Origin of the sequence: Mycolicibacterium pallens (genome assembly GCF_019456675.1) — a bacterium.
In the GTDB taxonomy this organism is placed as follows: Bacteria; Actinomycetota; Actinomycetes; order Mycobacteriales; family Mycobacteriaceae; genus Mycobacterium; species Mycobacterium crocinum.
In genome coordinates this window covers 1,366,729-1,390,214 of the sequence record NZ_CP080333.1, presented here as the reverse complement: position 1 = coordinate 1,390,214, position 23,486 = coordinate 1,366,729, and the positions used below count along the sequence as shown (strand labels likewise).

Below are 23,486 nucleotides of genomic sequence, written 5' to 3'. Positions count from 1 at the left end.
TCCAGTGTATCGAACATATGTTCTATGCGCGGCTCTGTCCAGTAATAGACGAGGATGGAGTCGAGCCATGGAAACGAGGGGTATGCCGAAGAACGCGCACGAGCACGAATTGAAGTCCGAACGGGACTACCTCGACGATCTCTACGACAGGTTGGACGGAAAACGCGCCAAGGTCAAAGCTCAGTACCGCGCCGCGCTCGGTGGGCCGATCGACCTGCAAGACGGCGGAACTCTGGTCGCTCGCGACGCCGAGGTGCGCGCACTGGCCCAACGGGCGGCGCGGTTGGACGTGGCCGACCAGGGACTGTGTTTCGGGCGACTGGACACCCTGTCCGGCGAGCGGCTCTACGTCGGCCGAATCGGCATCTTCGACGACGACAACGACCACGAAGCACTCCTGCTCGACTGGCGGGCTCCGGCGTCCCGCGCCTTCTACGTCGCCACCGGCGCCAACCCCGAGGGCATGCGCCGACGCCGCCAGTTCCACTCCCTCGGCAGGCGGCTGGTCGACTTCACCGACGAGGTCTTCGGTCGTCCCGACCCTGACGCCGGGGACGATAGCCCGTTCAGCAGTGATGCCGCGCTGCTCGCCGCCGTCAACGCTCCCCGCGGTGAGGGCATGCGCGACATCGTGGCCACGATCCAGGCCGAACAAGACGAGATCATCCGGCTCGAACATCCGGGCGTGCTGGTGATCGAGGGCGGCCCCGGCACCGGCAAGACCGTGGTGGCACTGCATCGGGTGGCATACCTGCTCTACACACAACGTCGGCGGATCGAGCGCCACGGTGTGCTCGTCGTCGGACCCAACCAGGCGTTCATGAACCACATCGGCCGCGTCCTGCCGTCGCTGGGCGAATCGGAGGTGGTGTTCTCCACGGTCGGCGATCTGGTTCCCGGAATGCACGTCACCGCCGAGGACATCCCGAATGTCGCCCGCATCAAGGGTTCTCGCGCGATGCTGGCCGTCCTGCGGGCCGCGATCGAGGACCGGCAGCGGACACCCGAGCATCCATTGGAGATTCCGCTGGGCGATGTCACCCTGCAGATCGCCGCCGACACCGCGCAGTGGGCCATCGACGAGGCGCGCGCAAGCGGACTGCCGCACAATGCAGCTCGTGCGGTGTTCCGGGACATCGTCACCTACGTGCTGACCGAGCGCGGGGTCGCCCGGATCGGCCGCGGCTGGCTGACCCGCGACAACAAAGACGCGTGGGCGAAGGTGCGCGCGGACCTGCTCGCCGACCTCGAAGACAACGAGCGGTTCATCGCAGCCCTCGACCAACTCTGGCCTGTCCTCGAGCCCCAGGAGCTGCTGGCCGAGCTGTACACCTCGCCCGAGCGGCTCCGCGCCGCGGGCGCCGACCCGGCGCTACTGCGAGAAGTCGGTGACGCCTGGACGACCTCGGATGTGCCCCTGCTCGACGAATTGGTCGACCTGCTGGGCCGCGACAAAGCGGCCGACGATGCCGCCGCACAGGCGCTCAAGGAAGAAACCCACTATGCCCGAGGCGTTTTGGAGAATATGGTCGCGCACGAGGATCTGATGGACGACGAGGATCTTCTGCTCGCGCAGGACTTGATCGACGCCGAGGCCCTCGCCGAACGCTTCCTCGAGCGTGACACCCGCGACCTCGCCGAACGTGCTGCTGCCGACCGGGACTGGACCTACCGGCATGTGGTGGTCGACGAAGCCCAGGAGCTCTCCGAGATGGACTGGCGGGTGCTGATGCGCCGCTGCCCGAGCCGGTCGTTCACGGTCGTGGGCGATCTCGCGCAGCGCCGCTCGATGGCCGGGGCGACGTCGTGGGCCGAGATGCTGGAGCCGTACGTGCCCGGCCGGTGGGTGTACCGGTCGCTGTCGGTGAACTACCGCACCCCCGCCGAGATCATGACCGTCGCCGCGGCACTGCTCGCCGAGTTCGCACCCGAGGTTCGGGCCCCGGAATCGGTGCGCGCCAGCGGTTTTCGCCCCTGGTCCCGTCAGGTCACCGCGGACCAGATGCCTGCCGCCATCGAGGATTTCCTCGCGGCCGAAGCCGCCCGCGAGGGCACCGCCGTCGTGATCGGGCCGCCCGCCATGCCGGGCGTGGTCGCACCGGCGGAGACCAAAGGCCTGGAGTTCGACGCGGTGCTGGTGGTCGAGCCGGCCGCGATCCTCGCCGACGGGCCGCGCGGTGCGGCAGAGCTCTATGTCGCGCTCACGCGGGCAACCCAGCGCCTGGGCGTCCTCCATCAGCATCCGCTACCGGCGGCGTTGACCGGACTCGACGTCCACGACTGACACCGGGTCACTAAGCAGCAAGCACGGCGCGGGCCAGGTATCACAGCTTTTTGACAACGGACTCACAGTTAAATGCCTTGCCATGTCGCAACTTCGGCAATTTTGCTCGAATATGGCAAATAGTCGTGCGCCGACTCAGACCTACTGCCAAGCTGACGCACGGCGGATTCCCAGCCACGGAAGAGAAGCCGACGAGCCCCGCCGGCACCGCCCTAGCAGGGAGACACTCGCTGATGGAACACGCCGCTCGTCGCCCGATAATCGCTCTGGCCGCGTTGACCACTGCCGGCGCACTCGGCCTGGCACCCGTCGTCGTCACACCACCCGATCTTCACGCACCGACCATCACGCAATCGCAGATCTCTGCGCGGGAACTCCAGCTCACCGACGCGTGGTCCGACCTGTTCGCCGCCACCGGGGCGAACGTCACCGAGTTGGTGAAGCTGTTCGTGGGCGCCGAAAGCGGCGTCCCCCTGCCGAATCCGACGATCTTCCTGGCGCCGATCGCCACCCAGATCGTGCTCAACCAGCTGATCTACGTCGGTCAGCTCTTCAGCGGTCAGGGTGGCCAGATTCCCGGCGAGATCCAAACCCATCTGACCAACGTCGGGAAAGTCATGGGCGAGGTGATCCCCGCCCTGCCCCAGATCCTCGGCCTCTGGGTTCAGACGCCGTTCGCCGCCATTCAACAAGCTCTCGCATCGATCAGCACCGCCGCCAACCCGCTCATCGGAGTGCTCGAAGCGCCCGCGGTCTTCCTGAACTTCGCACTCAACACCACCACCGGACTCCTCGGCGCCGAGGGGCCGATCGGCTTCCCGATCACGGTCCGCAATGTGCTGGCCACGGCAATCGATCCCCCGCTGCCCGGCTGGCTGTCCCACATCCTGCAACCGGGCAAACCGGCCGGCGCGGTGTCGTCACAGATTCCGACACCGAAATCGGCCATTGCCGCATCGTCGGCGCGGGCGGGATCGAAATCCCCGTCGGCCACAGCCAGTAAGGCCTCGCCTGCCAAGACCGCCCACCGCAGCAGCGGCGGCACTGGGCACAGCAAGCGCGACTAGCTTTCTGGCAAATACCTGTGCACACGCTGTGTGGAGCTGGGAAGCTGTGCACGGCGGATTCCCCGTAAGGGAACAGAAGCCGACAGATCTCGTCGGCGCCGCCCCTTACGAGGAAGAGAAGGCCCTGATGGAACCCACCGCCAGTCGTTCCATGCGCACCGCCGCCGCCCTGACCACCACTGGGGCGCTGGTGCTGACCCCGATCGTCATCGCACCGCCAGAACGTCACGCACCCGCCATCGTGGCAACGCAGGTCTCCACCCAAGCCGTTAAGCTCACCGACGCCTGGTCGGACCTGCTCAACAACACGCTGCACAACGTGGAAGTGCTCGGCAAAGTTTTCCTCGGTCTGGATAACGCCTTCCCGTTGCCCACTCCGACGATCCCGTTGGCGCCGATCGTCACGCAGTTGGTACTCAACCCGCTGATCTACACCGTGCAGCTGATCACCGGCCAGGGCGCGACAATCCCCACGGAAATCAAGACCCACATATCGCAAGTCCTCGGCGCCCTGGAGCTCGTTGTCACTCAACTTCCGCCGCTCATCGGCCCGCAGCTTCAGGCCCCGTTCAACGCCATCAGGTTGGCACTCGAATCCATTGCCGGCAGCGGCAATCTGTTGCTCGGGTTGGTCGAGGCTCCGGCGGTGTTTCTCGACCACGCACTCAACAGCGAGTACGGGCTCCTGGGCGGCAAGGGTCCGGTTGCCGTCGCGATCATCGTCCGAAATCTCTTCGCCAACGCCCTCGCGACCCCACTGCCGACCGTGGTGCTGCCCTTCAAGAAAGCGAACGGCGCCGCCCCGAAGACGCTCGCGCCGACGACTGCGACAGCAGCGGCACCGACCGGTGTCGCGGGGTCGGCGCGTACCAAGCCCAAGGCACAACCCACGGCGTCGGCCGGCGCGAAGAAGACCGGCACCGCCAAGGCGGGCACTGCGCGCAAAGGTGTGGCTCACGGCCGGCGATAGACGGTCACAACGAAGCATCGCGTTCACAGGATCAGGCTCACGGCAATCACTTCTGACCGGAATTCGGCGCAGAACCGCAAATAATCGTGCGGCGGTCTCAAGCTACTGGGAAGCTGTTGCACGGCGGATTCCCAGCCGCGGAATTGAAGCCGGCGAGCGTCGTCGGTGCCGCCTCTACGAGGGAGACACTCTCTGATGGAATTCGCTGCCCCAAGCCGACCGGTACGAACCGCCGCCGCCCTGACCACGATCGGCGCGCTTGCCCTGACCCCCATTGCGCTCGCGCCGCCTGCATTGCACGCGCCGGGCGTCACCGCGACGCGCATCTCCACACAGGCCGTGCACCTCACCGATGCCTGGTCCGACCTGCTCAACGGCACCGTCGCCAGCGTCGTCGAACTCGGCGGGCTGTTCGTCGGGGCCAACAGCACCTTTCCCTTGCCCAATCCCATCTTCATCGCGCCTGTCATCGCGCAACTCGTGCTCAACCCGCTGATCTACGGCGTGCAACTGATCACCGGCCAGGGCGGCGCGATCCCCGGCGAGATCGCCCAGCACCTGTCGAACGTCGCCAGTTTCGCCTCGCTCCTCGTCTCCGAGATCCCGCCGGTGATCGTCAAGCAGATCCAGACACCGTTCGTCGCAGCCAGGGATGCGATCGAGTTCGTCGCCAACGCCTCCAACAAGCTCACCGCCCTGATCGAGGCCCCCGCACTGTTTCTCAACGCGGCGCTCAACAGCCAATACGGACTCATCGGTGTCAACGGTCCGATCGCGGTACCGATCATCCTCCGGAACCTGCTGGCCTCGGCGATCTCCACACCGCTGCCCACCATCACGCTGCCGTTCAAGAAGCCGGCCGCGACGGTGACCCCGAAGCTCACGGCGGCGGTGTCGGATCCAGCGGATACGGCCTCCTCGGCGCGGTCGAAGACAAAGGCCCCGTCGGCCAACAGCAAGCGCAAGGCGACGACGGCCAAGTCGGGCACCAAGCCGGCCGGCGCCCGGCACGGCACGCGGTAGATCGTCGCGAGGGCACGCGGCCTGGCCCACCCCGGGCCACCGCGTGCCCTCGCATTCACCGCCGGTTCACCGTCACAGCTAATGAATTCATTGCACGTCTGGACGCAGATCCGCAAATAATGCTGCGACGACCACTAGCGACTGGGAAGCTGTTCCACAGCGGATTCCCAGCCAGGGAAGAGAAGCCGGCGAGACCTCGTCGACACCGCTCCACGAGGGAGAACTCTCCGATGGAAAACATCGCCCGTCGTTCAGTACTCACCGTCGCCGCACTGACCACTGCCGGCGCCCTCGCGTTGACACCCGTGACTGTCGCACCGCTCGACGCGCACTCGCCGACTCGGATTTCCGACCAGACGGTCGCGCTCGCCGACGCGTGGTCGCAGTTGTTCACCGACACCGCGTCGAGTGTGACCGGCCTCGTGACCATGACGATCGGCGCGAACAACAACTACCCGTTGCCATCCCCGACGTTTCCGCTCGCGCCCGTGGTGACCCAGCTGGTGCTGAATGAGTTCGCCTACGCCGGTCTTCTGTTGACCGGACAGGGCGGCCAAGTCCCGGGTTGGATCGGCGCACATCTGACCGAGGTCGGCAAGATCGCCCAACTGGCCGTCAGTGCCGTGCCCGGAGTGGCGTTCGAGCAGTTGAAAGCACCGTTCTTCGCGGCGGCACAGACGCTGGAATTCATCGCCAACAGCGCCAACCCATTGACAGCCTTGTTCCAAGCCCCGGCCGTCTTCTTGAACATCGCCCTCAACAGCCAGTACGGCCTGCTGGGATTCACCGGTCCGATCGGACTGTCACTGATCTTTCGCAACCTTCTGGCGAACGCCGTCTACACACCATTGCCGTCGGTCGTCCTGCCGTTCAAGACAGCGAGTAAGGCTGCGGCGCAACCGAAGGCGGCGGCGACACCGACTCCCGTGAAAACGGCCGCCGCACCGTCCGGCACCGCGTCGTCGGCGCGATCGAAGCACACAGCGCCATCGTCGGCAGCCAGTAGCAAGCGCAAACCATCGGCTTCCGCCAAGACCGATACCAAGGGCGCTGACACCGGCCGCGGGCGCAGCAACCGCAAATAGCTCTGCGCGCCAATCCTTTTCATCACTCCCGCGACATCCTGAAGAAGGAAACTGTTCGATGGACTACGCCGCTCGCCGTAAGCTGCTCGCCATTTCGACCGTGACCGCCGGCACGCTCATGCTGTCGCCCGTCGTCATCACGCCACACGAGACGCCCGTACCGATTCGCGTCGCCAGCGCATCGGTTCAGCTCACCGACGCCTGGTCGCAGCTCGTCAACGACACCATCATCAGTACCTACCTGCTCGGCCAGTTGGCCGTCGGGGCCAATAAGACCTACCCGTTGCCGAACCCGATCTTCATCGCGCCCGTCGCCGCGCAACTGGTGATCAATCCGTTGATCTACGCCGTGCAACTGGTCACCGGTCAGGGCGCGCAGATCCCCACCGAGATCATCGCCCACATCAACAACGTCGCCGTGGTCGTCACCGCCATCGGCAAGGACATCCCGCCCGCCGTCGTCAAACAGATCCAGACACCGTTCATCGCCGCCAAGGACGCGATCGACTCCATCACCACGAGCGGCAACCCGCTGCTCGGCCTGCTGGAAGCACCCGCAGTGTTCCTCAATGAAGCCCTCAACAGCGAATACGGGCTCCTCAGCTTGAAGGGTCCGATCGCGGTCGGGTTCATCATCCGAAACGTATTGGCGACTGCGCTTTACACCGCGCCACCGGCTGTCGTGTTGCCGTTCAAGAAGCCGGCCACCGCAACGCTGACCCCGACGGTCGCGGCCAAGCCGGTCACACCGAAGTTCGCGGCACCATCCGGCGTGGCGGGTTCGGCCCGGGCCGGGTCCAAGAAGGCGTCCGCGAACAGCAGCCGCAAAGCGGGCGCCGCCAAGGCCGGGACCGGCAAGCCCGGGCAGGGACACGGCAAGCGCGGCTAGCCCTCGATGACTATCGGGGGCGGGGCGAGTCAATCCTTGTGACGGAACCCGACGCGAAGGAGTCCCCATGTCCGCCCTGCCTCCGGTGGTTGATCAACAGACCTGGCGCGCCGCACTCGACGAGCTGCGCGCGCGGGAAAAGGCCGCCACCCGTGAACTCGACGCGATCGCCGCGCAACGCCGGCGGCTGCCGATGGTCGAGATGCCCAACTACGTCCTGACCGGACCCGACGGTCCGATCAGCCTGGCCGAGGTGTTCGACGGGCGTTCGCAGCTGATCGTCTACAACCACATGTGGACCGACGGCGCCGAGTGGCAATGCCCGGGCTGCACGGGATTACCTCCCAGTTCACCCGCCTGGAATTCCTGGACAACTACGACGCCCGCTTCGTCATCGTCACCAACGGACCGATCGACGAAGCGTTGGCCTATAAGGCCAAGGTCGGCAACAAGATGGAGTGGTACTCGTCGGCCGGCAGCTCATTCGGCGCCGACGTCGACGCCGCCCCGGGTGAGGGATTCGGAGTCAATGTCTTTCTGCGCGACGGCGATACCGTCTACCGCACCTGGCACACCAACGGACGCGGCACCGAGCAACTCAGCCACTCGTTCGCCCTCATCGACCTGCTGCCGTGGGGCCGGCAGGAGGAGTGGCAGGACTCCCCCGACGGCTGGCCGCAACGACCGACGTACTCCGGCTGGGCCGGGTCGCAGGACATTGCGCGCGCCTACGGGGAAAGTCCTACGCTGCACACGTGACAACGCCTCCGGATCAACCGACCCACCCCTCCGAGCCGCACCACGGCAAGTTCGGTAGCCGACTGAACTGGCTGCGCGCCGGGGTGCTCGGCGCCAATGACGGCATCGTGTCCACGGCCGGCATCGTCGTAGGCGTCGCCGCCGCGACCGTCGAACGCGGGCCGATCTTCACCGCCGGCATCGCGGCTCTGGCCGCCGGCGCGCTGTCGATGGCGGTCGGTGAGTACGTCTCGGTCAGCACCCAGCGCGATTCCGAGGAGGCGATGCTGACCAAGGAACGCCGCGAACTCGACACCGAGCCGGCGGCCGAGCTCGACGAACTGGCCGCGCTCTACGAAGCCAAGGGCCTGACACCGGCGACCGCGCGGACCGTGGCCGAGGAGCTCACCGACCACGACGCGTTCGCCGCCCACGTCGACATCGAGTTGCGCATCGACCCCGACGAATTGACCAACCCGTGGCAGGCGGCCATCTCGTCGGCGATCTCGTTCACGGTCGGCGCGATCCTGCCACTGCTGGCAATCCTGTTGCCTCCGGCCTCAATTCGGGTGCCGATCACCTTCGTCGCGGTGCTGGCCGCCTTGGCGATCACCGGCTGGGTCAGCGCCTGGCTCGGTGGCGCCAACCCGCGGCGGGCGATCTACCGGGTGGTGATCGGCGGTGCGCTGGCGATGGGCATCACCTTCGGCATCGGCCACCTCGTCGGCGGCGCCGTCGGTTAGTCGCAGCGGCGGTGCCGCGCCATCAGTCCGTGTACTCGGCAGTGCCGTCGTCGAGCACGACCCGAGTGTTGGAACCGTCGGGCCCGCTGGCCTCGGTGCGGTAGACCGCCCGACCGGGCTCGGTGCGCCAGATCGAGGTCGTCAACGTCTCGCCCGGGAACACCGGCGAGGTGAACCGTGCGCTGACCGCGGTGAGCTTGGCGGCCTCATTGCCGGCGAGTTCGGCCAGCAGGGCACGACCGGCGAACCCGTACGTGCACAGTCCGTGCAGGATCGGCCTGTCGAAACCGGCCATCTCGCGGGCGAACCACGGATCGCTGTGCAGAGGATTGCGGTCACCCGAGAGGCGGTAGATCAACGCTTGGTCGGCTCGCGTCGGCATGGCGATGCGGGCGTCGGGCTCGCGGTCGGGAAACTCCGGGGCGGCGGGCCGCTGACCCGGCTGACCGCCGAAACCGCCCTCGCCGCGGATGACCGCGGTCGACAGCGTCTCGGCGACGAGTTCGCCGGTCTCGGGATCGGTCCCCTTGCCGCGCATCACGATGATCGCGTTCTTGCCTTGGCCCTTGTCCTGGATGTCAGCCACCTCGGACACCACCGAGAGCTGGCCGGAGGCGGGCAGCGGTGCGTGCAGACGGATCTCCTGCGAACCGTGCAGCAGCATGCCCCAATTGAACGAACCCACCTTGGTGGCGGCCCCGAACGCCGGACAGCAGATGACCGCGAAGGTGGGCAAGACCTGCTGGGGGATGTCGTGGCTGTTGTCGGTGGTGAACGGCAAGTCATCGGTGCCCGCACCGACGCCGAGCGCATAGAGCATCGTGTCGCGATCGGTCCACTGGTAGGGCGCAGGATCGGTGACCGCGCCGATTGCTGTGGGGTCGATGGCCATTGCCGCACTCCTGACGTCGTCGGATCAGAAACATCATCGTCGCACTGACAGAATTCGGGCCCACCACAGCGGTCGACAAGGCAACCTAGAAGGATGCATCTTCTGCGCGCCCGGACCCTCGTCTCCCTGATCGCCGCGCTGTTGGCGGCCGTGCTTCTCGCCAGCTGCAGTTCCGACACACCGCACGACCGCACGATCACGCTGACGTTCATTCGCCACGGGGAGTCGGAGGCCAACGCGGCCGGGGTGATCGACACGTCGGTGCCCGGACCGTCGCTGACGCCGACGGGCGAGCAGCAGGCCGCCGCGGCGGCCAACAGGCTGAAGAGCAATGGGTACGACGGCGTTTACGCCTCGCAGATGGTGCGCACCCAGCAGACTGCCGCGCCGATGGCCAAAGCACTCGGTAAGCAGGTCACCGTACTGCCGGGCCTCGACGAAATCTCGGCGGGCTGGTTCGACGGCGGCAACGTGAAGAACGCCGCGGCGACGTACATGGTCGCCCCCGCCGACTGGCTGCGCGGCGACACCGACTTCGCCATACCCGGCTCGGTCAGCGGAGCCGAGTTCAACGGCAAGTTCACGGGGGCGGTGCAGAAGATCTACGAGAGCGGCAACAACAAGCCCGTCGCATTCTCCAGTGCCGCGTCAATCATGTTGTGGACGTTGATGAATGCGCGTAACGCCAAGGACAGCCTCGCGACGGATCACCCGCTGCCCAATACCGGCCGGGTCGTGGTGACCGGCAACCCGGTGATCGGCTGGACGCTCGTGGACTGGGACGGCATCACCTCGTTCTGAGATGACGTCGATGAGGTTCGGCACGCCGCTGCGCGTGCGGTATGTCGAATGTGACATGCAGGGCCGAGTCTTCAACGGCCACTACCTGACTTGGGTCGACATGGCGCTCAACGAGGCGATTCGGGACATCTTCGGCGACTACCAAGTGTTGCTCGACGGGGGCATCGACTTCGTCGTCGCCGCGGCCGAGCTTCAGTTTCGCCAGCCGGCGCGATTCGACGACGACCTGATGGTCGGGGTCGGCTTCGAGCCGTTGGGGCAGACGTCGATGCGGAGCCGATTCGCCATCCGCCGCGGTGAGGACCTGATCGCCGACGCGACGATGGTCCACGTGTGCGTCGACGCGGTGACGTTCGAGAAGCAGCCGTGGCCGGACTGGTTTCGGGAGCGGATGTCCGTGCACTGTTGACCGCGGCGGGATCGGCGATCAAAGATGATCCATGCGTTATGTCGTTACCGGCGGTACCGGGTTCATCGGGCGCCGGGTTGTCACCCGCCTGCTCGACCAGCGCGATGACGCGCACGTGTGGCTGACGGTCGACGACCCGTCGGCGCAGGCGCGGGTGGCCCTGCTCGCCGCGGACTGGGGTGAGCGGGTGCACGCGTTGTCTGACGCATGCGCGCCGCCGGGTGCCGACCATGTCGTGAACCTACGGGCGGCCGACACCGAGTCGGCTGTGGCGCTCGCCCGGGAGTTGGGCGCGACGTTGCATCACCTCTCCTCGGTGGCGGTGGCCGGTGATTTTCGCGGCGAGTTCACCGAGGACGATTTCGACGTCGGCCAGCAGTTGCCCACCGCCCGGCACCGGGCGGCCTTCGAGGCGGAGCAACTGGTGCGCTCGGCGGATGCACGCTTTCGCATCTACCGGACGGGGGTGGTCGTCGGCGACTCGCGCACCGGCGAGATCGACCGGATCACGGGCCCGTACCACCTCTTCGGGTTGCTGGCCCGGCTGTCCGCGTTGCCGTCGGTCACGCCGGTTCTCCTGCCGGACATCGGCCGGATCAATGTCGTGCCGGTCGATTACGTCGCCGACGCGTTGGTGGAACTCATGCATGCCGACGATCGGGACGGGCAGACCTTCCACCTGACCGCGCCGGCACCTGTGGGCCTGCGCCAGATCTATCGGGGTGTGGCCCGGGCTGCGGGGCTGCCGCCGCTGCGCGGTGGGCTGCCGCGGCAGGTCGCCGAGCCGCTGCTGGCGGTCCGCGGGCGCGCGAAGGTTTTGCGGGACATGGCCGTAACGCAGCTCGGCGTGCCGCCAGAAGCCATCGACACGTTGGAGACGTCGGCCGTGTTTCACTCCGAATGGACCCGAAAGGTGTTGCTTCCCAGCGGAATCGAGCCGCCAGAGTTTTCGGACTGTGCCCCCGCGCTGTGGCGATACTGGGCGCAGCATCTCGATCCCGAGCGCGGCGATTCCGACTCTGCGCCGCTGGCGGGCCGACACGTGATCATCACCGGCGCGTCCAGTGGTATCGGTCGGGCGTCGGCGGTCGCGGTGGCGGCACGCGGCGCAACCGTATTCGCATTGGCGCGCAACGGCGAAGCACTGCAGGAGTTGGTCGACGAGATCACCGCCGACGGCGGGCACGCCTTCGCGTTCAGCTGCGACGTGACCGACACCGAATCCGTCGACACGACGATCGCCGAAATCCTCGGTCGGTTCGGTCACGTCGACTATCTGGTGAACAACGCGGGCCGCTCGATTCGCCGGTCGGTGAGCGCGTCGACCGACCGGTTGCACGACTACGAGCGGGTGATGGCGGTCAACTATTTCGGCGCCGTGCGGATGGTGCTGGCGCTGCTGCCGCACTGGCGGGCACGGCGGTTTGGTCACGTGGTGAACGTGTCGAGCGCCGGCGTGCAGGCACGCAATCCCAAGTACAGCTCGTACCTGCCGACCAAGGCCGCGCTCGATGCCTTCACCGATGTGGTGGCCTCGGAGACGTTGTCGGACAACATCACCTTCACGACCATCCACATGCCGTTGGTGAAGACGCCGATGATCGCACCGTCGGGCCGGCTGAATCCGGTGCCGCCGATCAGCGCCGAACATGCGGCGGCGATGGTGGTTCGGGCGCTGGTGGAGAAACCGGTTCGCATCGACACCCCGCTGGGCACGCTGGCCGACGCGGGCCAGTACTTCACTCCCAAGCTGGCCCGCCGGGTTCTGCATCAGCTTTACCTGGGCTACCCCGATTCACCGGCGGCCCGTGGCGAAGTCCGACGCGCTTCGTTTTCTGGCCCGCGTCTGCCGGCGATCCGGCTGCGCGCCCCGCGCCCCGTCAAGCAAGTCGTGCGACTGGTGCCCGGCGTGCACTGGTGAACTCAGTCGAATCCCACAAGACACACAGCGGCACGGCGGGCAGGCACTTAGGCTGACCCCATGGGGACGGGCTGGCAGCTATTGGAGCGCCCGGCCAAGTACGAGGTCATCAAGTCGGCGCTGGCCGACAGCGAAGCTTCAGGCGTCGTGATCACCGGCGCGGCGGGGGTCGGCAAGACGACTCTGGCACGTTCGGTCACCTCATCGCTGCCCGGTCGCGCCCGGTGGGCCGCCTGCACCGCGTCGTCGAGCAGCATCCCGCTGGGCGCTTTCGCGCAGTGGGTCCAGCCCACCGAGGCACGCGATCCGATCGAACTGCTGGTGTCGGCACGCCAATCCCTGTTGGCCGACGGGCCCGCGGTGATCGGCGTGGACGATGCGCACCTCCTGGACCAGTTGTCGGCCACGCTGCTGCACCAGATCGCTGTCGAACGCACGGGGTCGATCGTCGCGACGGTGCGCAGCGGCGAGCCCGTCCCGGATTCGGTGATGACGCTGTGGAAGGACGGCTACCTGAGGCGCATCGACCTAGAGCCATTCAGCAAGGACGAATGCATCACCCTCGTCGAATCGGTGCTCGGCGGCACCTTGGAAGAGCTCAGCGCCAACATCATCTGGTCCCAGTCGGGCGGCAACCCGCTGTTCCTGCGCCACATTGTGGAGGCGGCGCTGGAGGCCGGCACCCTCAGCGAGGTCAAGGGCGTCTGGCAGCTGCGCGGCGCGACGACGGTGTCGCCCGGTCTGGCCACGCTGCTCGAGAACCGTTTCGACAACGCCGACCCCGCAGCCGTCACGGTGCTGCGGCTGCTGTCCCTGTGCGAACCGCTGGACCTCGACGCGCTGGTGGAACTGGCGGGCGAGCAGGCGATCGATGCCGCGGAGAAGGAGCAGTTGATTCGGATCGACCGCGACGGGCCGACGCTCAACGCGCGGATCAGTCATCCGCTCTACGGCGACGTGGTGCGGCGCCAGATCGGCACGGCATCGGCCCGGATGTTGCGCGGCCAGATCGTCACGGTGCTGAAGAGGCAGAAACCCACATCGGCGGCCGGCCGGATCAGGCTGGCCGAGCTGTATCTGGACAGTGACCAGACCGCCGAGACCGGGCTGCTGGTGGCGGCAGCCAAGGACGCGGTGTCGCTGGCCAATGCACCGTTGGGAGAACGCCTGGCGCGCACCGCATTCGAGCGGGAAGCTGACATGCGATCGGCGCACCTGCTGTCGCGGGCACTGATGTGGCAGGGCCGGCCCGCCGAGGCTGACGAGATCTTGGCTCGCTTCGACCCCGACGACCTCGACGAGGTTCAACTGCTGCTGTGGGGTATCCCGAGGGCCTCGATCGTGTTCTGGTCGCTCGGCGAGGTGGCGCGCGCCAACGCGGTGCTGGAGCTGCTGCGCGGCCGGGTCAGCAACCCGATCCTGCGGCCGATGCTCGACGCCGCCGACGCTGCGTTCACGGTTTTCGAGAACAGGTTGCCCGACGGTATGGCCAAGGCCGAGGCGGTGCTGTCCGACCCCGTGGCTCCCGAACAAGCCCTGGAGACCGCGGCTTTCGCGGCCGGTATGGCGATGCCGCTGGCCGGGCGTGGCGACGAGTTCACCGCGATCGTGGCGCGCTGTTTCGAGACTCAGAAATCGACCGATGGTCTGATCCGGATGCTCGCCCGCTATGGCGAGGTGCTGGCGCTGGTGCACACCGGTGAGCTGGACAAGGCCGAAACACACGCCGTGAACTACGCCGAATTCTCGTCGTCCGGCGAGTTTCTCGGCTGGGCGATCGCCAAGACGATGGCCGGCTTAGTGGCAAGCTATCGAGGCCGGTTCGCCGACGCGATTCCGACACTCGAGCAGGCACTGGCGGCGTTCAATGCGGAGAACTCGCTGCCATGGCGATTGCCCGGGCGGCTGTTGCTGGCCCGCGCCTATGCCGGTTTGGGCAGGCCCGATGAGGCCGAGCGGGTGCTGGCCGAGGCCGCCGAGCACGTCGGCCCGTCGGTGGCATTGTTCGACCCGCAGGTGTTGGTCGCCAAGGCGTGGATCGCCGCGGCCCGCGGCGGCGGGCGCCGAGCCGTCGAGCTGTCTCGCGCGGCCGCCGACGCCGCCCACCGCACCGGGCAATTCGCGGTGGAGGCCGAGGCATTGCACGACGCCGCCCGCTTCGGTGACCGCAAGTTGACGCATCGGTTGCAGTCGCTGGTTGCACGTGTCGAGGGTCCGCTGCCGCAGTTGTATGCCCGGCACGCCGCCGCCGTGGCGCAGGCCGACGGTGATGCGCTGGACGCGGTCAGCATCGACTTCGAACGGGCCGGTCTGCTGTTCTCGGCCGCCGATGCCGCCGCGCAAGCGGCCGCCAGCCACGAGCAGCGCAGCGCTCGCCGCAAGCAGATCGAATCACTCACGCGGACAATGCGTCTGGTGTCGTCGTGCGGAGGCGTCTCCTCCCCCGCGATCCGAGCCGCGGCAAGACCGCTGCCGGTGACCGCGCGTGAACTCGAGGTTGCCGAGCTGGTTGCCGCCGGCCAGTCGAACCGCGAAATCGCCAAGCACCTGTCGGTTTCGGTCCGCACCGTGGAGGGTCACGTGTATCGGGCGTGCCTCAAACTCGGCGTGTCCGACCGCGACGGGTTGGCCGCCATCATCCGCCCACGCGGGACGCGCGGTCCGGAGAGTTGATGCGACGACAGGTATCGTGACCGCGTGACTGTCGGGGATGACCAGGCCACTGCGCTACCCGTTTTCGCCGATGTGGACACCGGCGTCGACGACGCGATGGCGCTGGTGTACCTGCTGGCCAGCTCCGACGCGAACCTGGTCGGCATCGCCTCCACCGGTGGCAATGTCGACGTGGATCAGGTGTGCCGCAACAACCTCGGGCTGCTCGAGCTGTGCGGGGCCACCGCGATCCCGGTGTCGCGGGGCGCCGACCAACCACTGAGCACAGAGATGCGCACGGCCGAAGACACCCACGGACCCGCCGGCCTGGGCTATGCCGAATTGCCGGTGCACGAACGTGAACTCACCAGTTATGACGCGGCCGAGGCGTGGGTGCGCGCCGCCCACGACCTGCCCGGCGAGCTCATCGGTCTGGTCACAGGACCGATGACCAACCTCGCACTGGCCGTGCGTGATGAGCCGAACCTGCCGTCGCTGTTGCGCCGACTGGTGATCATGGGCGGGGCGTTCGACTACCGCGGCAACACCACCCCGGTGGCCGAGTGGAACATCAGCGTCGACCCGGAAGCCGCAGCCGAGGTCTTCGACGCCTGGGGGCGGGCCGCGGATGCCAATACGATTGCCCCGCATCAACTTCCGATCGTGTGCGGATTGAACCTGACCGAGAACATTCAGCTGACGCCGAAGATCCTGAGCCGTCTGGCCGTCGCGGCGGACACCGTCAGCACCGCGATGAGTGTGCTCGACTCCCGGGGCACCCGGTCGACGGCCGACAACGGGCTGATCCGCGCGCTCGAGGATGCGATGCGGTTCTACTTCGAGTTTCACTTCGACCAGGGCGAGGGCTATCTGGCGCACCTGCACGATCCGCTGGCGGCGGCGGTCGCCTTGGATCCCGGCCTGATCCAAACGCGGGCGACGACGGTCGACGTCGAACTCACCGGAACGCTCACCCGCGGCATGACGATCGCCGACTGGAGCCGCCGGTGGGGCCGGGAACCCAACGCGCACGTCGGGATCGGCGTCGATCCGGAGGCGTTCTTCGATCGGTTCATCGAACGGGTGGGCCCGTTCGCACATCGGCTGAAAGCCGATAGATAGCCTGTGTGGCTCGCTCATTCGTAGACGCCTTCCAGATACCACCGGCGCTGCCGATAGCACAGCAGCAGCGCGGTTCCCGGCTCACCGGGCCGGCTGTCCACCAGCACCTGAGCGCGGGCCGTCCGGCCTGCCCTGGACTGCTGACCCTGATCCCACCACCGTTCGTCCACCGACCACGGTCCGGCCCACCAGCTCAGCGCACCCCGGTAGTGGTGACCCGCACCATCCAATCGCGCCGGCTCGGCCGTGAACATCCCGCGACCGGTAACACGTACCGGATTGCCTTGGGCATCAAGCAATTCCACCGGGTCATCGAGGATCACCACCGGGGCGGGCTCCGGCAACCGCCCCGGCCATGGCCGATCTGGGTTGGCCCTGGGTATCAGCTCGTCACCGAGTGGAGTCAGCGTGATGCGCTCGGCCGGACCACGACCACCGGACAACACGGGCATCTGGACGGCTTCCTGGCCAAGTAACCCCTGCACCCGAACCAGCGCCCGGCGGGCCCGTAACCGGTCTTCCTCACCGACCCCGCCCCACAGCGGCAACTGAAGTGCTTCTGCGGAAACAACTTCCACCGGCTGCAGCCGAAGCATCGTCACCGGCGAGTTCGGGCGGTCGTCGGGCCGGCGCCTGTTGAGCCAGCCGTCGAGCTGCCAGCGCACCCGGTCGGCGGTGGCGTCCTCGGTCAGCGGTTCGGCGCAGCGCCACACCCGGGTCAGCTCACCGCCGTTCGCAGTGACGGCGTGGATGGCCAACCGGGTGCATCCCACACCGGCCGCCTCCAGACTCCGATGCAGGGCACCGGCCAGTGTCCGGCCGGCGAACGCGGCCGCGTCGACCCGGTCGACCGGTGGGTCGCACTGCAGCACCGCCTCGAGGTCGGCCGCCGGTTCGCGACCGGACGGGCCGCGTACCGGCTCCCCACGGGCGAAGCGGTGCGCGGCCACCCCGTCGGCCCCGAACCGGGACGCGACATCGCTGCGCGACAATGCCGCGAACTGGCCGAGGTTGCGAATACCCATGCGCCACAACAGATCGGCCAGCTCCTCGCGGCCCGGACCGGACAGGCTGGGCTCACCGGACAGCTGACGGATCGACAGCGCCGACAGGAACCGGGCGTCCCCGCCGGGCTCGATCACCCGGCCTGCGCGGGCGGCGAAGACCGCCGTCGGCAACTGGTCGGCAATGCCCACCTGACATTCGGCACCGGCTGCGGCGACAGCGTCGACCAACCGCTCGGCGGCAGCAGGCTCGGAACCGAAGTAGCGGGCGGCCCCGCGAACGGACAACACCAGCAGCCCCGGCCGCAGCACCTCGGCGCGCGGCACCACCTCGTCGACGGCCGCCGTCACTCCTTCGAAGTAGCGGGCGTCCCGCGCCGGGTCGGCGGTGACCACATGCAGCTGCGGGCACCGGGCCTGCGCCTCGCGCCGACGCAACGTGCGTCGCACCCCGGCTGCGCGGGCAGCGGCCGAACAGGCGATCACCCGGTTGGCCAGGGTGACGGCGACCGGGGATGTCGCCGGCAGTCCGGCCGCCGCGGCCGCCGCGACCGCGGGCCAGTCCATGCACCAGATCGCCAGCACCCGGCCGGTCATGTCAGCTCACCCTGGACCGGGCGGCGCGACCGTGCGCCCTGACCGACAACCGCACCCGACTGATCCGGCCACACCCCGATACCGGGACATCGCCGCGACCCGCGGTGATCTCATATCCGCGCACCCGAGCGTCCAAGCGCATGGTTGCGCCTTGCCAGTCACCCCGGGCCACCAGCAGGGTGCAGCCCTTCTGCCGGGCCCGGGCCACCACCGCACGTGCCCGGGTAGCGGTCACCGTCCGGCCGGCCAGCCCGAGCACCACCAGATCCATCCCGTCCATCAGCACCGCGGCCACCTCGACGGGATCGGTGCCCGGGTCCGGGATCACCGCCAGCCGGCTCAGATCCGCACCCATCTCCGCGGCGGCCAGCAGACCGAAATCCGGCAACCCGACAACGGCCACATGCCCGCCGGCCGCCGTGACCGCCGCGGCCATACTCACCGGCAAGGACAGTGCCCCCGATGCCACTGCCACGGCACCCCGCGGCAACCCCGCAGGCAGCAGTCCGGCCAGCGATTCGGGGACTGGCAGCAAACTTTCAGAGGCAGGAATCACCTCATTCGCCACTTCCGTAACAGGCCGGGTGGCGCCCACCTTCCCCGAGACCGCCGCCATCTTGCGCCGGAGTTGTTCTAGCTGCTCAGCGCGGTTAAGCTGACGATCCTCCAGGGCAATCGACGCCGTCATCGCCCACCTCCAGCTGCGGTCCCGATTCACTGTGTTCGAATGTATGTTCGATACCCCGAGTAAACACCCACCCACCGACAGCGTCAAGCGTGGAAATCGCCCCGCTGTGCACCCAAGCCGATGGTGGTGACGGGGCCGAAATCGCACCTGGCACGATGCAGGGCATGACGATCAACCGCGAACAAGCTGACAAGGTTGCCCACGGAGCCGGCTTCATCGCCGCGCTCGACCAGAGCGGCGGCAGCACCCCCAAGGCGCTGAAGCTCTACGGCATCGCCGAAGACGCTTACTCCGGCGACGAGCAGATGTTCGACCTGGTGCACGAGATGCGCACCCGGATCATCACCAGCCCGAGCTTCAACGGTGATCGGATCATTGCCGCGATCCTGTTCGAGATGACCATGGACCGCGAGATCGAGGGCCGTCCGACTGCCGACTACCTGTGGAACGTCAAGAACGTCGTGCCGATCCTCAAGGTCGACAAGGGTCTGGCCGCCGAAGAAGACGGCGCTCAGGTGATGAAGCCCATCGACGGCCTGGACGCGCTGCTGGCCCGCGCGGTCGAGAAGGGGATCTTCGGCACCAAGATGCGTTCGGTCATCAAGTTGCCCGGCGGTGGCCTGGACGCGGTCGTCGAGCAGCAGTTCGCGATCGCCCGCCAGATTCTGGCTGCCGGACTCGTGCCGATCATCGAGCCCGAAGTCGACATCCATAGCCCGGAGAAAGCCGCCGCCGAAAAGCAGCTCAAGGCAGCGATTCTCAGCCATCTCGGTGAACTCGGCGAGGATCAGCAGGTGATGCTCAAGCTCACGCTGCCCGACACCGACGACCTCTACCGCGAGCTGGTCGAGCATCCCAGGGTGATGCGGGTGGTCGCACTGTCCGGCGGCTACGACCGCGCCGGAGCCTGCGAGCGGCTGGCCCGCAACCACGGCGTCATCGCCAGCTTCTCGCGCGCGCTGACCGAGGGGCTGACCGCTCAGCAGAGCGACGACGAATTCGACAAGACCCTGGACGAGGCGATCGGCGAAATCGCCGCTGCCTCAGCGACGTAAGGGACGGGGCTCAGGGCTTCGAGGCGGGGTGAAAATTCAGCATCCCGCCGACGTCCTGAGCCCACATTCCCGCGTACATCGCTTCGGTCGCCACGATCGCGGGAAGATTGCCCGAGAACACGTTGACGGCGGCCAACTGAGCCAACTGCGCCCGGTTGGCGGCGACCACCGCCGGCGGCACGCCTGCGACAAAGGCCGATTCGTAAGCCGCCGCCCCGGCCGATGCCTGAGCCGCCGCGTTCTCGGCTTGCCCGGCCCGTGCGCTCAACCATCCGGCGTAGGAGCTCGCCGCATTCGCCATCACCGTGGACACCGGCCCAGCCCACGTCGCCGAACTGAGTCCATGGGAGGCTCGATCGAAGCCCTGCGCCGCGCCGTTGAGGTCGTTGGCCAGGTTGTTCCACGCCGATGCGGCGTCCACCATCGCGCTTGCACCCGAACCGCTGTAGAGCCGATTGGAGTTGACCTCGGGCGGTAGCGTGGCGAAGTTGAACACGGCGATTCGCGCGTTGTTGTCGATGGCCTTTTCCTGTAGGGCGATCGCCTTGTCCTGTTCGGCGATGGCCTTGTCCTGCTCGGTCAAGGAACTGTCACCCGCGGCATTCGCGCGCACGCCGGCAACGGTGCGGCTCTTCGGCTTTGCAGTGCCCGACGGCTTCGCAGATCCCGCTGTGCGCTGCTGGTGATTCTGGTGATGAGCCACCCCTGAGTGACCCGTCCCGGTACTGTCCGCGTGCGCGGTGCCCGACCCGCCGGCCAAGGCGGCACCCATACCCAAGGCAAAGATTCCGGCACCCAACCAGATGTACGCCCGTAACGGTCCGTTCACCGTGAAAACCTCCCCGACCTGCACCGCGAATCAGCGCAGCAAACTGCACGCTAGCACGTCAGGGACGACTAGTTACTCCCATTCGATGGTGCCGGGTGGTTTGCTGGTGACGTCGAGGACCACCCGGTTCACCTCGGGCACCTCGTTGGTGATGCGGGTGGAGATCCGCTCGAGCACCTCGTACGGCACCCGCGTCCAATCGGCGGTCATCGCGTCCTCACTGGACACCGGCCGCAGCACGATCGGATGGCCGTAGGTTCGCCCGTCGCCCTGAACACCGACGGAGTGGACATCGGCCAGCAACACCACCGGGCACTGCCAGATCTGGTTGTCCAGACCGGCCGACGTCAACTCCTCGCGGGCGATCAGGTCGGCTCGGCGCAGCGTGTCCAGCCGGCTGGCCGTCACTTCGCCGACGATCCGGATACCCAGGCCGGGCCCCGGGAAGGGCTGGCGCCCAACGATGTCCTCGGGCAGACCCAACTCGCGGCCCACCGCGCGCACCTCGTCCTTGAACAGAAGTCGCAGCGGTTCGACGAGCTTGAACTTCAGGTCCGACGGCAACCCACCGACGTTGTGGTGACTCTTGATGTTCGCCGTTCCCGTTCCGCCACCGGACTCGACGACGTCAGGATAGAGCGTGCCCTGCACCAGGAATTCAACCTCGTGGCCGTCAGAGTCGTTCTCGGCCAACAAGTCTCGCACCGAACCCTCGAATGCCCGGATGAACTCCCGGCCGATGATCTTGCGCTTGCCTTCGGGGTCGTGCACACCGGACAGCGCCTGCAGGAACCGTCCCTCGGCATCCACCGTCACCAGGCGGGCACCGGTGGCGGCCACGAAATCTCGTTGTACCTGCTCCCGTTCACCGGAGCGCAGCAGTCCGTGGTCGACGAACACACACGTGAGCCGATCACCGATGGCACGCTGCACCAGCGCGGCAGCCACCGCCGAATCGACACCGCCGGAGAGCCCGCAGATGGCCTTGCCGTCGCCGATCTGCTCGCGAACCTGCTCGATCAGGGTCTCGGCGATGTTGGCCGGGGTCCAACTCGCACCGATACCGGCGAAGTCGTGCAGGAACCGGCTGAGCACCTGCTGCCCGTGCGGGGTGTGCATGACCTCCGGGTGATATTGCACCCCGGCCAATCGACGGGCGCGGTCCTCAAAGGCAGCGACCGGCGCACCGGAGCTGACGGCCACCACCTCGAACCCCTCCGGCGCCGAGGTGACCGCGTCGCCGTGGCTCATCCAGACCGGCTGCGAACCGGGCAGGCCCGAATGCAGTTCGCCGCCAAGGACTTCCAATTCGGTGCGGCCGTACTCACTGGTGCCGGTGTGAGCTACCGTGCCGCCGAGCGCCTGCGCCATGGCCTGGAACCCGTAACAGATGCCGAAGACCGGCACGTCGAGATCGAACATGGCCGGATCGAGCTGCGGGGCGCCGTCGGCGTACACGCTGGACGGCCCACCGGAGAGCACGATGGCCTGCGGATCTTTGGCCTTGATCTCCTCGACGGTCGTGGTGTGCGGGATGACCTCGGAGAAGACCCGGGCCTCCCGGACCCGACGGGCGATCAGCTGGGCGTACTGGGCGCCGAAATCGACCACCAACACAGGGCGAGGCGAGGGGGATGTCACGCATAGAGTCTAGTGCGCGCAGATCGCCCAACCGCGCGCCAGGCGCAGGTAGCCTGTCGCTGATGAAAGCCCTGACGGCGGCCCTGGGAGTCACTGTCGCCGCGTCGGCCGCCGTCGCGCTGCGCCGCTACCTGTCGGTGCGCGACGGCCTGGCCGCGGTGCCCGCCGAACTGCGCAGCCCGCTTCTGCCCGTGCTGGCCCGCGACACCACGATGCGCTCGCTGAAAACCACCAGGCTCGCCGCCCGCATCAACATCCCGCCTGGGCACGGCGTCACGATGGCCAGACGTCAGGTCGCGGGGCGACTGGTGCTGGTTTTGACCCCGCCGAACCGTGGCACCGCTGCGCTGCTCTATATCCACGGCGGCGGCATGGTGGTCGGTTCCCCGCAGTCCGAGGTCCGGGGCAGTGCGGCGCTGGCCCGTCAACTGGGAGTGCTCGTCGCGTCGCCGGATTACCGGCTGGCACCCGAGCATCCCTACCCGGCCGCGCTCGACGATTGCATGTCGACGCTCTACTGGATGCGCGACAACGCTGACGAGCTTGGCATCGATCCGGACCGCATCGCGGTCACCGGGTCCAGCGCCGGCGGCGGGCTGTCGGCGGCGGTCGCGCAGCGGGCACACGACGAGGGAATCCCGTTGGTGGCGCAGGCGCTGGCGTATCCGATGCTCGACGACCGCACCGTATTGCGGCGCGACCACAACGGCCGGGGCCGGTTCCTGTGGACCCCGGAGTCCAATCGGTTCGGCTGGACGGCGTATCTCGGCCATGCACCACGGGAATCGGAGGCGCCGCCGTACGCCGCGCCGGCCCGGCGCGAGTCCCTGTCCGGCCTGGCTCCGGCGTGGATAGGTGTCGGTGACCTGGACTTGTTCTACGACGAATCCGTCGACTACGCGAATCGGCTGCGCGCCGCCGGTGTCCCCTGCGAGCTGGTCACCGTGCCCGGGATGTACCACGGGGCCGACGGACTCGCCGCCAAAGTACCTGCGATGCAGGATTTCCGCAGCAGCCTCTCCGATCACCTCCGCCGCCACCTCGCGTAGCTTCGCGGCCGCCCAGGAATGTTCTGC

The 23,486-nt window shown here is 67.6% G+C and carries 19 protein-coding genes and 1 pseudogene; 15 read left to right on the top strand and 5 right to left on the bottom strand.

Translation table 11 applies throughout. From position 1 onward, the window contains the following. Positions 1 to 82: 82 nt before the first annotated feature. The 8 genes and pseudogenes from helR to K0O64_RS06760 all read left to right on the top strand — a co-directional run bounded on the left by helR (position 83) and on the right by K0O64_RS06760 (position 8,799). The gene (gene helR / locus K0O64_RS06795; RefSeq protein ID WP_174714168.1) at positions 83 to 2,284 is read left to right on the top strand and encodes an RNA polymerase recycling motor ATPase HelR; all 2,202 of its coding nucleotides are present in this window, start codon (positions 83 to 85) and stop codon (positions 2,282 to 2,284) included. Positions 2,285 to 2,517: 233 nt separating this feature from the next. Further along, the gene (locus K0O64_RS06790) at positions 2,518 to 3,351 is read left to right on the top strand and encodes a hypothetical protein (protein ID WP_096310486.1); all 834 of its coding nucleotides are present in this window, start codon (positions 2,518 to 2,520) and stop codon (positions 3,349 to 3,351) included. A 127-nt stretch (positions 3,352 to 3,478) separates the two neighbouring features. Then, on the top strand, positions 3,479 to 4,321 hold the full coding sequence (locus K0O64_RS06785) for a hypothetical protein (protein ID WP_096310484.1): 843 nt from the start codon (positions 3,479 to 3,481) through the stop codon (positions 4,319 to 4,321). A gap of 195 nt (positions 4,322 to 4,516) precedes the next feature. Then, on the top strand, positions 4,517 to 5,344 hold the full coding sequence (locus tag K0O64_RS06780) for a hypothetical protein (RefSeq protein ID WP_071947197.1): 828 nt from the start codon (positions 4,517 to 4,519) through the stop codon (positions 5,342 to 5,344). Positions 5,345 to 5,574: 230 nt separating this feature from the next. Then, positions 5,575 to 6,429 carry a hypothetical protein gene (locus K0O64_RS06775; RefSeq protein ID WP_096310482.1) on the top strand — a complete coding sequence of 285 codons (855 nt, stop codon included), beginning with the start codon at positions 5,575 to 5,577 and terminating at the stop codon, positions 6,427 to 6,429. A gap of 58 nt (positions 6,430 to 6,487) precedes the next feature. After that, complete coding sequence (locus K0O64_RS06770; protein WP_096310480.1) at positions 6,488 to 7,318, top strand: ATP-binding protein; 831 nt, start codon at positions 6,488 to 6,490, stop codon at positions 7,316 to 7,318. Between the two features lie 67 nt (positions 7,319 to 7,385). Further along, a pseudogene (locus K0O64_RS06765) lies at positions 7,386 to 8,077 on the top strand (DUF899 domain-containing protein). Next, a complete protein-coding gene (locus K0O64_RS06760; protein ID WP_071947202.1) occupies positions 8,074 to 8,799 on the top strand; it encodes a VIT1/CCC1 transporter family protein in 726 nt (241 codons plus the stop codon). The pseudogene K0O64_RS06765 and the gene K0O64_RS06760 overlap by 4 nt, the downstream one beginning before the upstream one ends. A gap of 22 nt (positions 8,800 to 8,821) precedes the next feature. On the opposite strand, the gene K0O64_RS06755 is transcribed toward K0O64_RS06760, so the two are convergent. Next, positions 8,822 to 9,691 (bottom strand): MaoC family dehydratase, encoded by an 870-nt coding sequence (locus K0O64_RS06755; protein WP_096310476.1) that lies wholly within the window; start codon positions 9,689 to 9,691, stop codon positions 8,822 to 8,824. A 93-nt stretch (positions 9,692 to 9,784) separates the two neighbouring features. Between K0O64_RS06755 and K0O64_RS06750 the strand changes: the two genes are divergently transcribed. The 5 genes from K0O64_RS06750 (at position 9,785) to K0O64_RS06730 (ending at position 16,596) form a co-directional block, all read left to right on the top strand. Then, positions 9,785 to 10,492, top strand: coding sequence for a histidine phosphatase family protein (locus K0O64_RS06750; RefSeq protein ID WP_071947204.1), 708 nt, complete (start codon positions 9,785 to 9,787; stop codon positions 10,490 to 10,492). Position 10,493: 1 nt separating this feature from the next. Beyond that, entirely contained in the window at positions 10,494 to 10,901 is a 408-nt protein-coding gene (locus K0O64_RS06745) for an acyl-CoA thioesterase (protein ID WP_071947205.1), read from the top strand. Between the two features lie 31 nt (positions 10,902 to 10,932). After that, positions 10,933 to 12,822 (top strand): SDR family oxidoreductase, encoded by a 1,890-nt coding sequence (locus K0O64_RS06740; RefSeq protein ID WP_096310474.1) that lies wholly within the window; start codon positions 10,933 to 10,935, stop codon positions 12,820 to 12,822. A 60-nt stretch (positions 12,823 to 12,882) separates the two neighbouring features. Then, the gene (locus K0O64_RS06735; RefSeq protein WP_220046237.1) at positions 12,883 to 15,495 is read left to right on the top strand and encodes a helix-turn-helix transcriptional regulator; all 2,613 of its coding nucleotides are present in this window, start codon (positions 12,883 to 12,885) and stop codon (positions 15,493 to 15,495) included. Positions 15,496 to 15,591: 96 nt separating this feature from the next. Next, a complete protein-coding gene (locus tag K0O64_RS06730; RefSeq protein ID WP_230986027.1) occupies positions 15,592 to 16,596 on the top strand; it encodes a nucleoside hydrolase in 1,005 nt (334 codons plus the stop codon). 14 nt (positions 16,597 to 16,610) lie between these two features. Here the strand turns inward: K0O64_RS06730 and K0O64_RS06725 are convergent, their stop codons facing one another. Both K0O64_RS06725 and imuA' read right to left on the bottom strand, forming a co-directional pair. Beyond that, entirely contained in the window at positions 16,611 to 18,197 is a 1,587-nt protein-coding gene (locus tag K0O64_RS06725; protein WP_220046236.1) for a DNA polymerase Y family protein, read from the bottom strand. A 1-nt stretch (position 18,198) separates the two neighbouring features. After that, on the bottom strand, positions 18,199 to 18,885 hold the full coding sequence (gene imuA' / locus K0O64_RS06720) for a DnaE2-dependent mutagenesis accessory factor ImuA' (RefSeq protein ID WP_220046235.1): 687 nt from the start codon (positions 18,883 to 18,885) through the stop codon (positions 18,199 to 18,201). A gap of 155 nt (positions 18,886 to 19,040) precedes the next feature. Between imuA' and K0O64_RS06715 the strand changes: the two genes are divergently transcribed. After that, positions 19,041 to 19,940, top strand: a complete 900-nt coding sequence (locus tag K0O64_RS06715) for a fructose bisphosphate aldolase (protein ID WP_217353577.1) — start codon at positions 19,041 to 19,043, stop codon at positions 19,938 to 19,940. 10 nt (positions 19,941 to 19,950) lie between these two features. Here the strand turns inward: K0O64_RS06715 and K0O64_RS06710 are convergent, their stop codons facing one another. Both K0O64_RS06710 and guaA read right to left on the bottom strand, forming a co-directional pair. Next, the gene (locus K0O64_RS06710) at positions 19,951 to 20,769 is read right to left on the bottom strand and encodes a PPE family protein (protein WP_125477401.1); all 819 of its coding nucleotides are present in this window, start codon (positions 20,767 to 20,769) and stop codon (positions 19,951 to 19,953) included. A gap of 72 nt (positions 20,770 to 20,841) precedes the next feature. Then, positions 20,842 to 22,410, bottom strand: coding sequence for a glutamine-hydrolyzing GMP synthase (gene guaA, locus K0O64_RS06705; RefSeq protein ID WP_096310463.1), 1,569 nt, complete (start codon positions 22,408 to 22,410; stop codon positions 20,842 to 20,844). Positions 22,411 to 22,472: 62 nt separating this feature from the next. Here guaA and K0O64_RS06700 point away from each other — a divergent pair, with 62 nt between their 5' ends. Continuing rightward, the gene (locus K0O64_RS06700) at positions 22,473 to 23,459 is read left to right on the top strand and encodes an alpha/beta hydrolase (RefSeq protein WP_096310461.1); all 987 of its coding nucleotides are present in this window, start codon (positions 22,473 to 22,475) and stop codon (positions 23,457 to 23,459) included. Positions 23,460 to 23,486: the final 27 nt, after the last annotated feature.

What these genes read in the sequence shown, in the direction of transcription:
- K0O64_RS06780 (WP_071947197.1), top strand. Translation starts at nt 4,517, where the DNA reads ATGGAATTCGCTGCCCCAAGCCGACCGGTACGAACCGCCGCCGCCCTG.
- K0O64_RS06730 (WP_230986027.1), top strand. Translation starts at nt 15,592, where the DNA reads ATGGCGCTGGTGTACCTGCTGGCCAGCTCCGACGCGAACCTGGTCGGC.
- K0O64_RS06775 (WP_096310482.1), top strand. Translation starts at nt 5,575, where the DNA reads ATGGAAAACATCGCCCGTCGTTCAGTACTCACCGTCGCCGCACTGACC.
- K0O64_RS06735 (WP_220046237.1), top strand. Translation starts at nt 12,883, where the DNA reads ATGGGGACGGGCTGGCAGCTATTGGAGCGCCCGGCCAAGTACGAGGTC.
- K0O64_RS06790 (WP_096310486.1), top strand. Translation starts at nt 2,518, where the DNA reads ATGGAACACGCCGCTCGTCGCCCGATAATCGCTCTGGCCGCGTTGACC.
- K0O64_RS06715 (WP_217353577.1), top strand. Translation starts at nt 19,041, where the DNA reads ATGCAGGGCATGACGATCAACCGCGAACAAGCTGACAAGGTTGCCCAC.
- K0O64_RS06750 (WP_071947204.1), top strand. Translation starts at nt 9,785, where the DNA reads ATGCATCTTCTGCGCGCCCGGACCCTCGTCTCCCTGATCGCCGCGCTG.
- K0O64_RS06745 (WP_071947205.1), top strand. Translation starts at nt 10,494, where the DNA reads ATGACGTCGATGAGGTTCGGCACGCCGCTGCGCGTGCGGTATGTCGAA.
- K0O64_RS06785 (WP_096310484.1), top strand. Translation starts at nt 3,479, where the DNA reads ATGGAACCCACCGCCAGTCGTTCCATGCGCACCGCCGCCGCCCTGACC.
- K0O64_RS06755 (WP_096310476.1), bottom strand. Translation starts at nt 9,691, where the DNA reads ATGGCCATCGACCCCACAGCAATCGGCGCGGTCACCGATCCTGCGCCC.
- K0O64_RS06770 (WP_096310480.1), top strand. Translation starts at nt 6,488, where the DNA reads ATGGACTACGCCGCTCGCCGTAAGCTGCTCGCCATTTCGACCGTGACC.
- K0O64_RS06740 (WP_096310474.1), top strand. Translation starts at nt 10,933, where the DNA reads ATGCGTTATGTCGTTACCGGCGGTACCGGGTTCATCGGGCGCCGGGTT.
- K0O64_RS06725 (WP_220046236.1), bottom strand. Translation starts at nt 18,197, where the DNA reads ATGACCGGCCGGGTGCTGGCGATCTGGTGCATGGACTGGCCCGCGGTC.
- K0O64_RS06700 (WP_096310461.1), top strand. Translation starts at nt 22,473, where the DNA reads ATGAAAGCCCTGACGGCGGCCCTGGGAGTCACTGTCGCCGCGTCGGCC.
- imuA' (WP_220046235.1), bottom strand. Translation starts at nt 18,885, where the DNA reads ATGACGGCGTCGATTGCCCTGGAGGATCGTCAGCTTAACCGCGCTGAG.
- helR (WP_174714168.1), top strand. Translation starts at nt 83, where the DNA reads ATGCCGAAGAACGCGCACGAGCACGAATTGAAGTCCGAACGGGACTAC.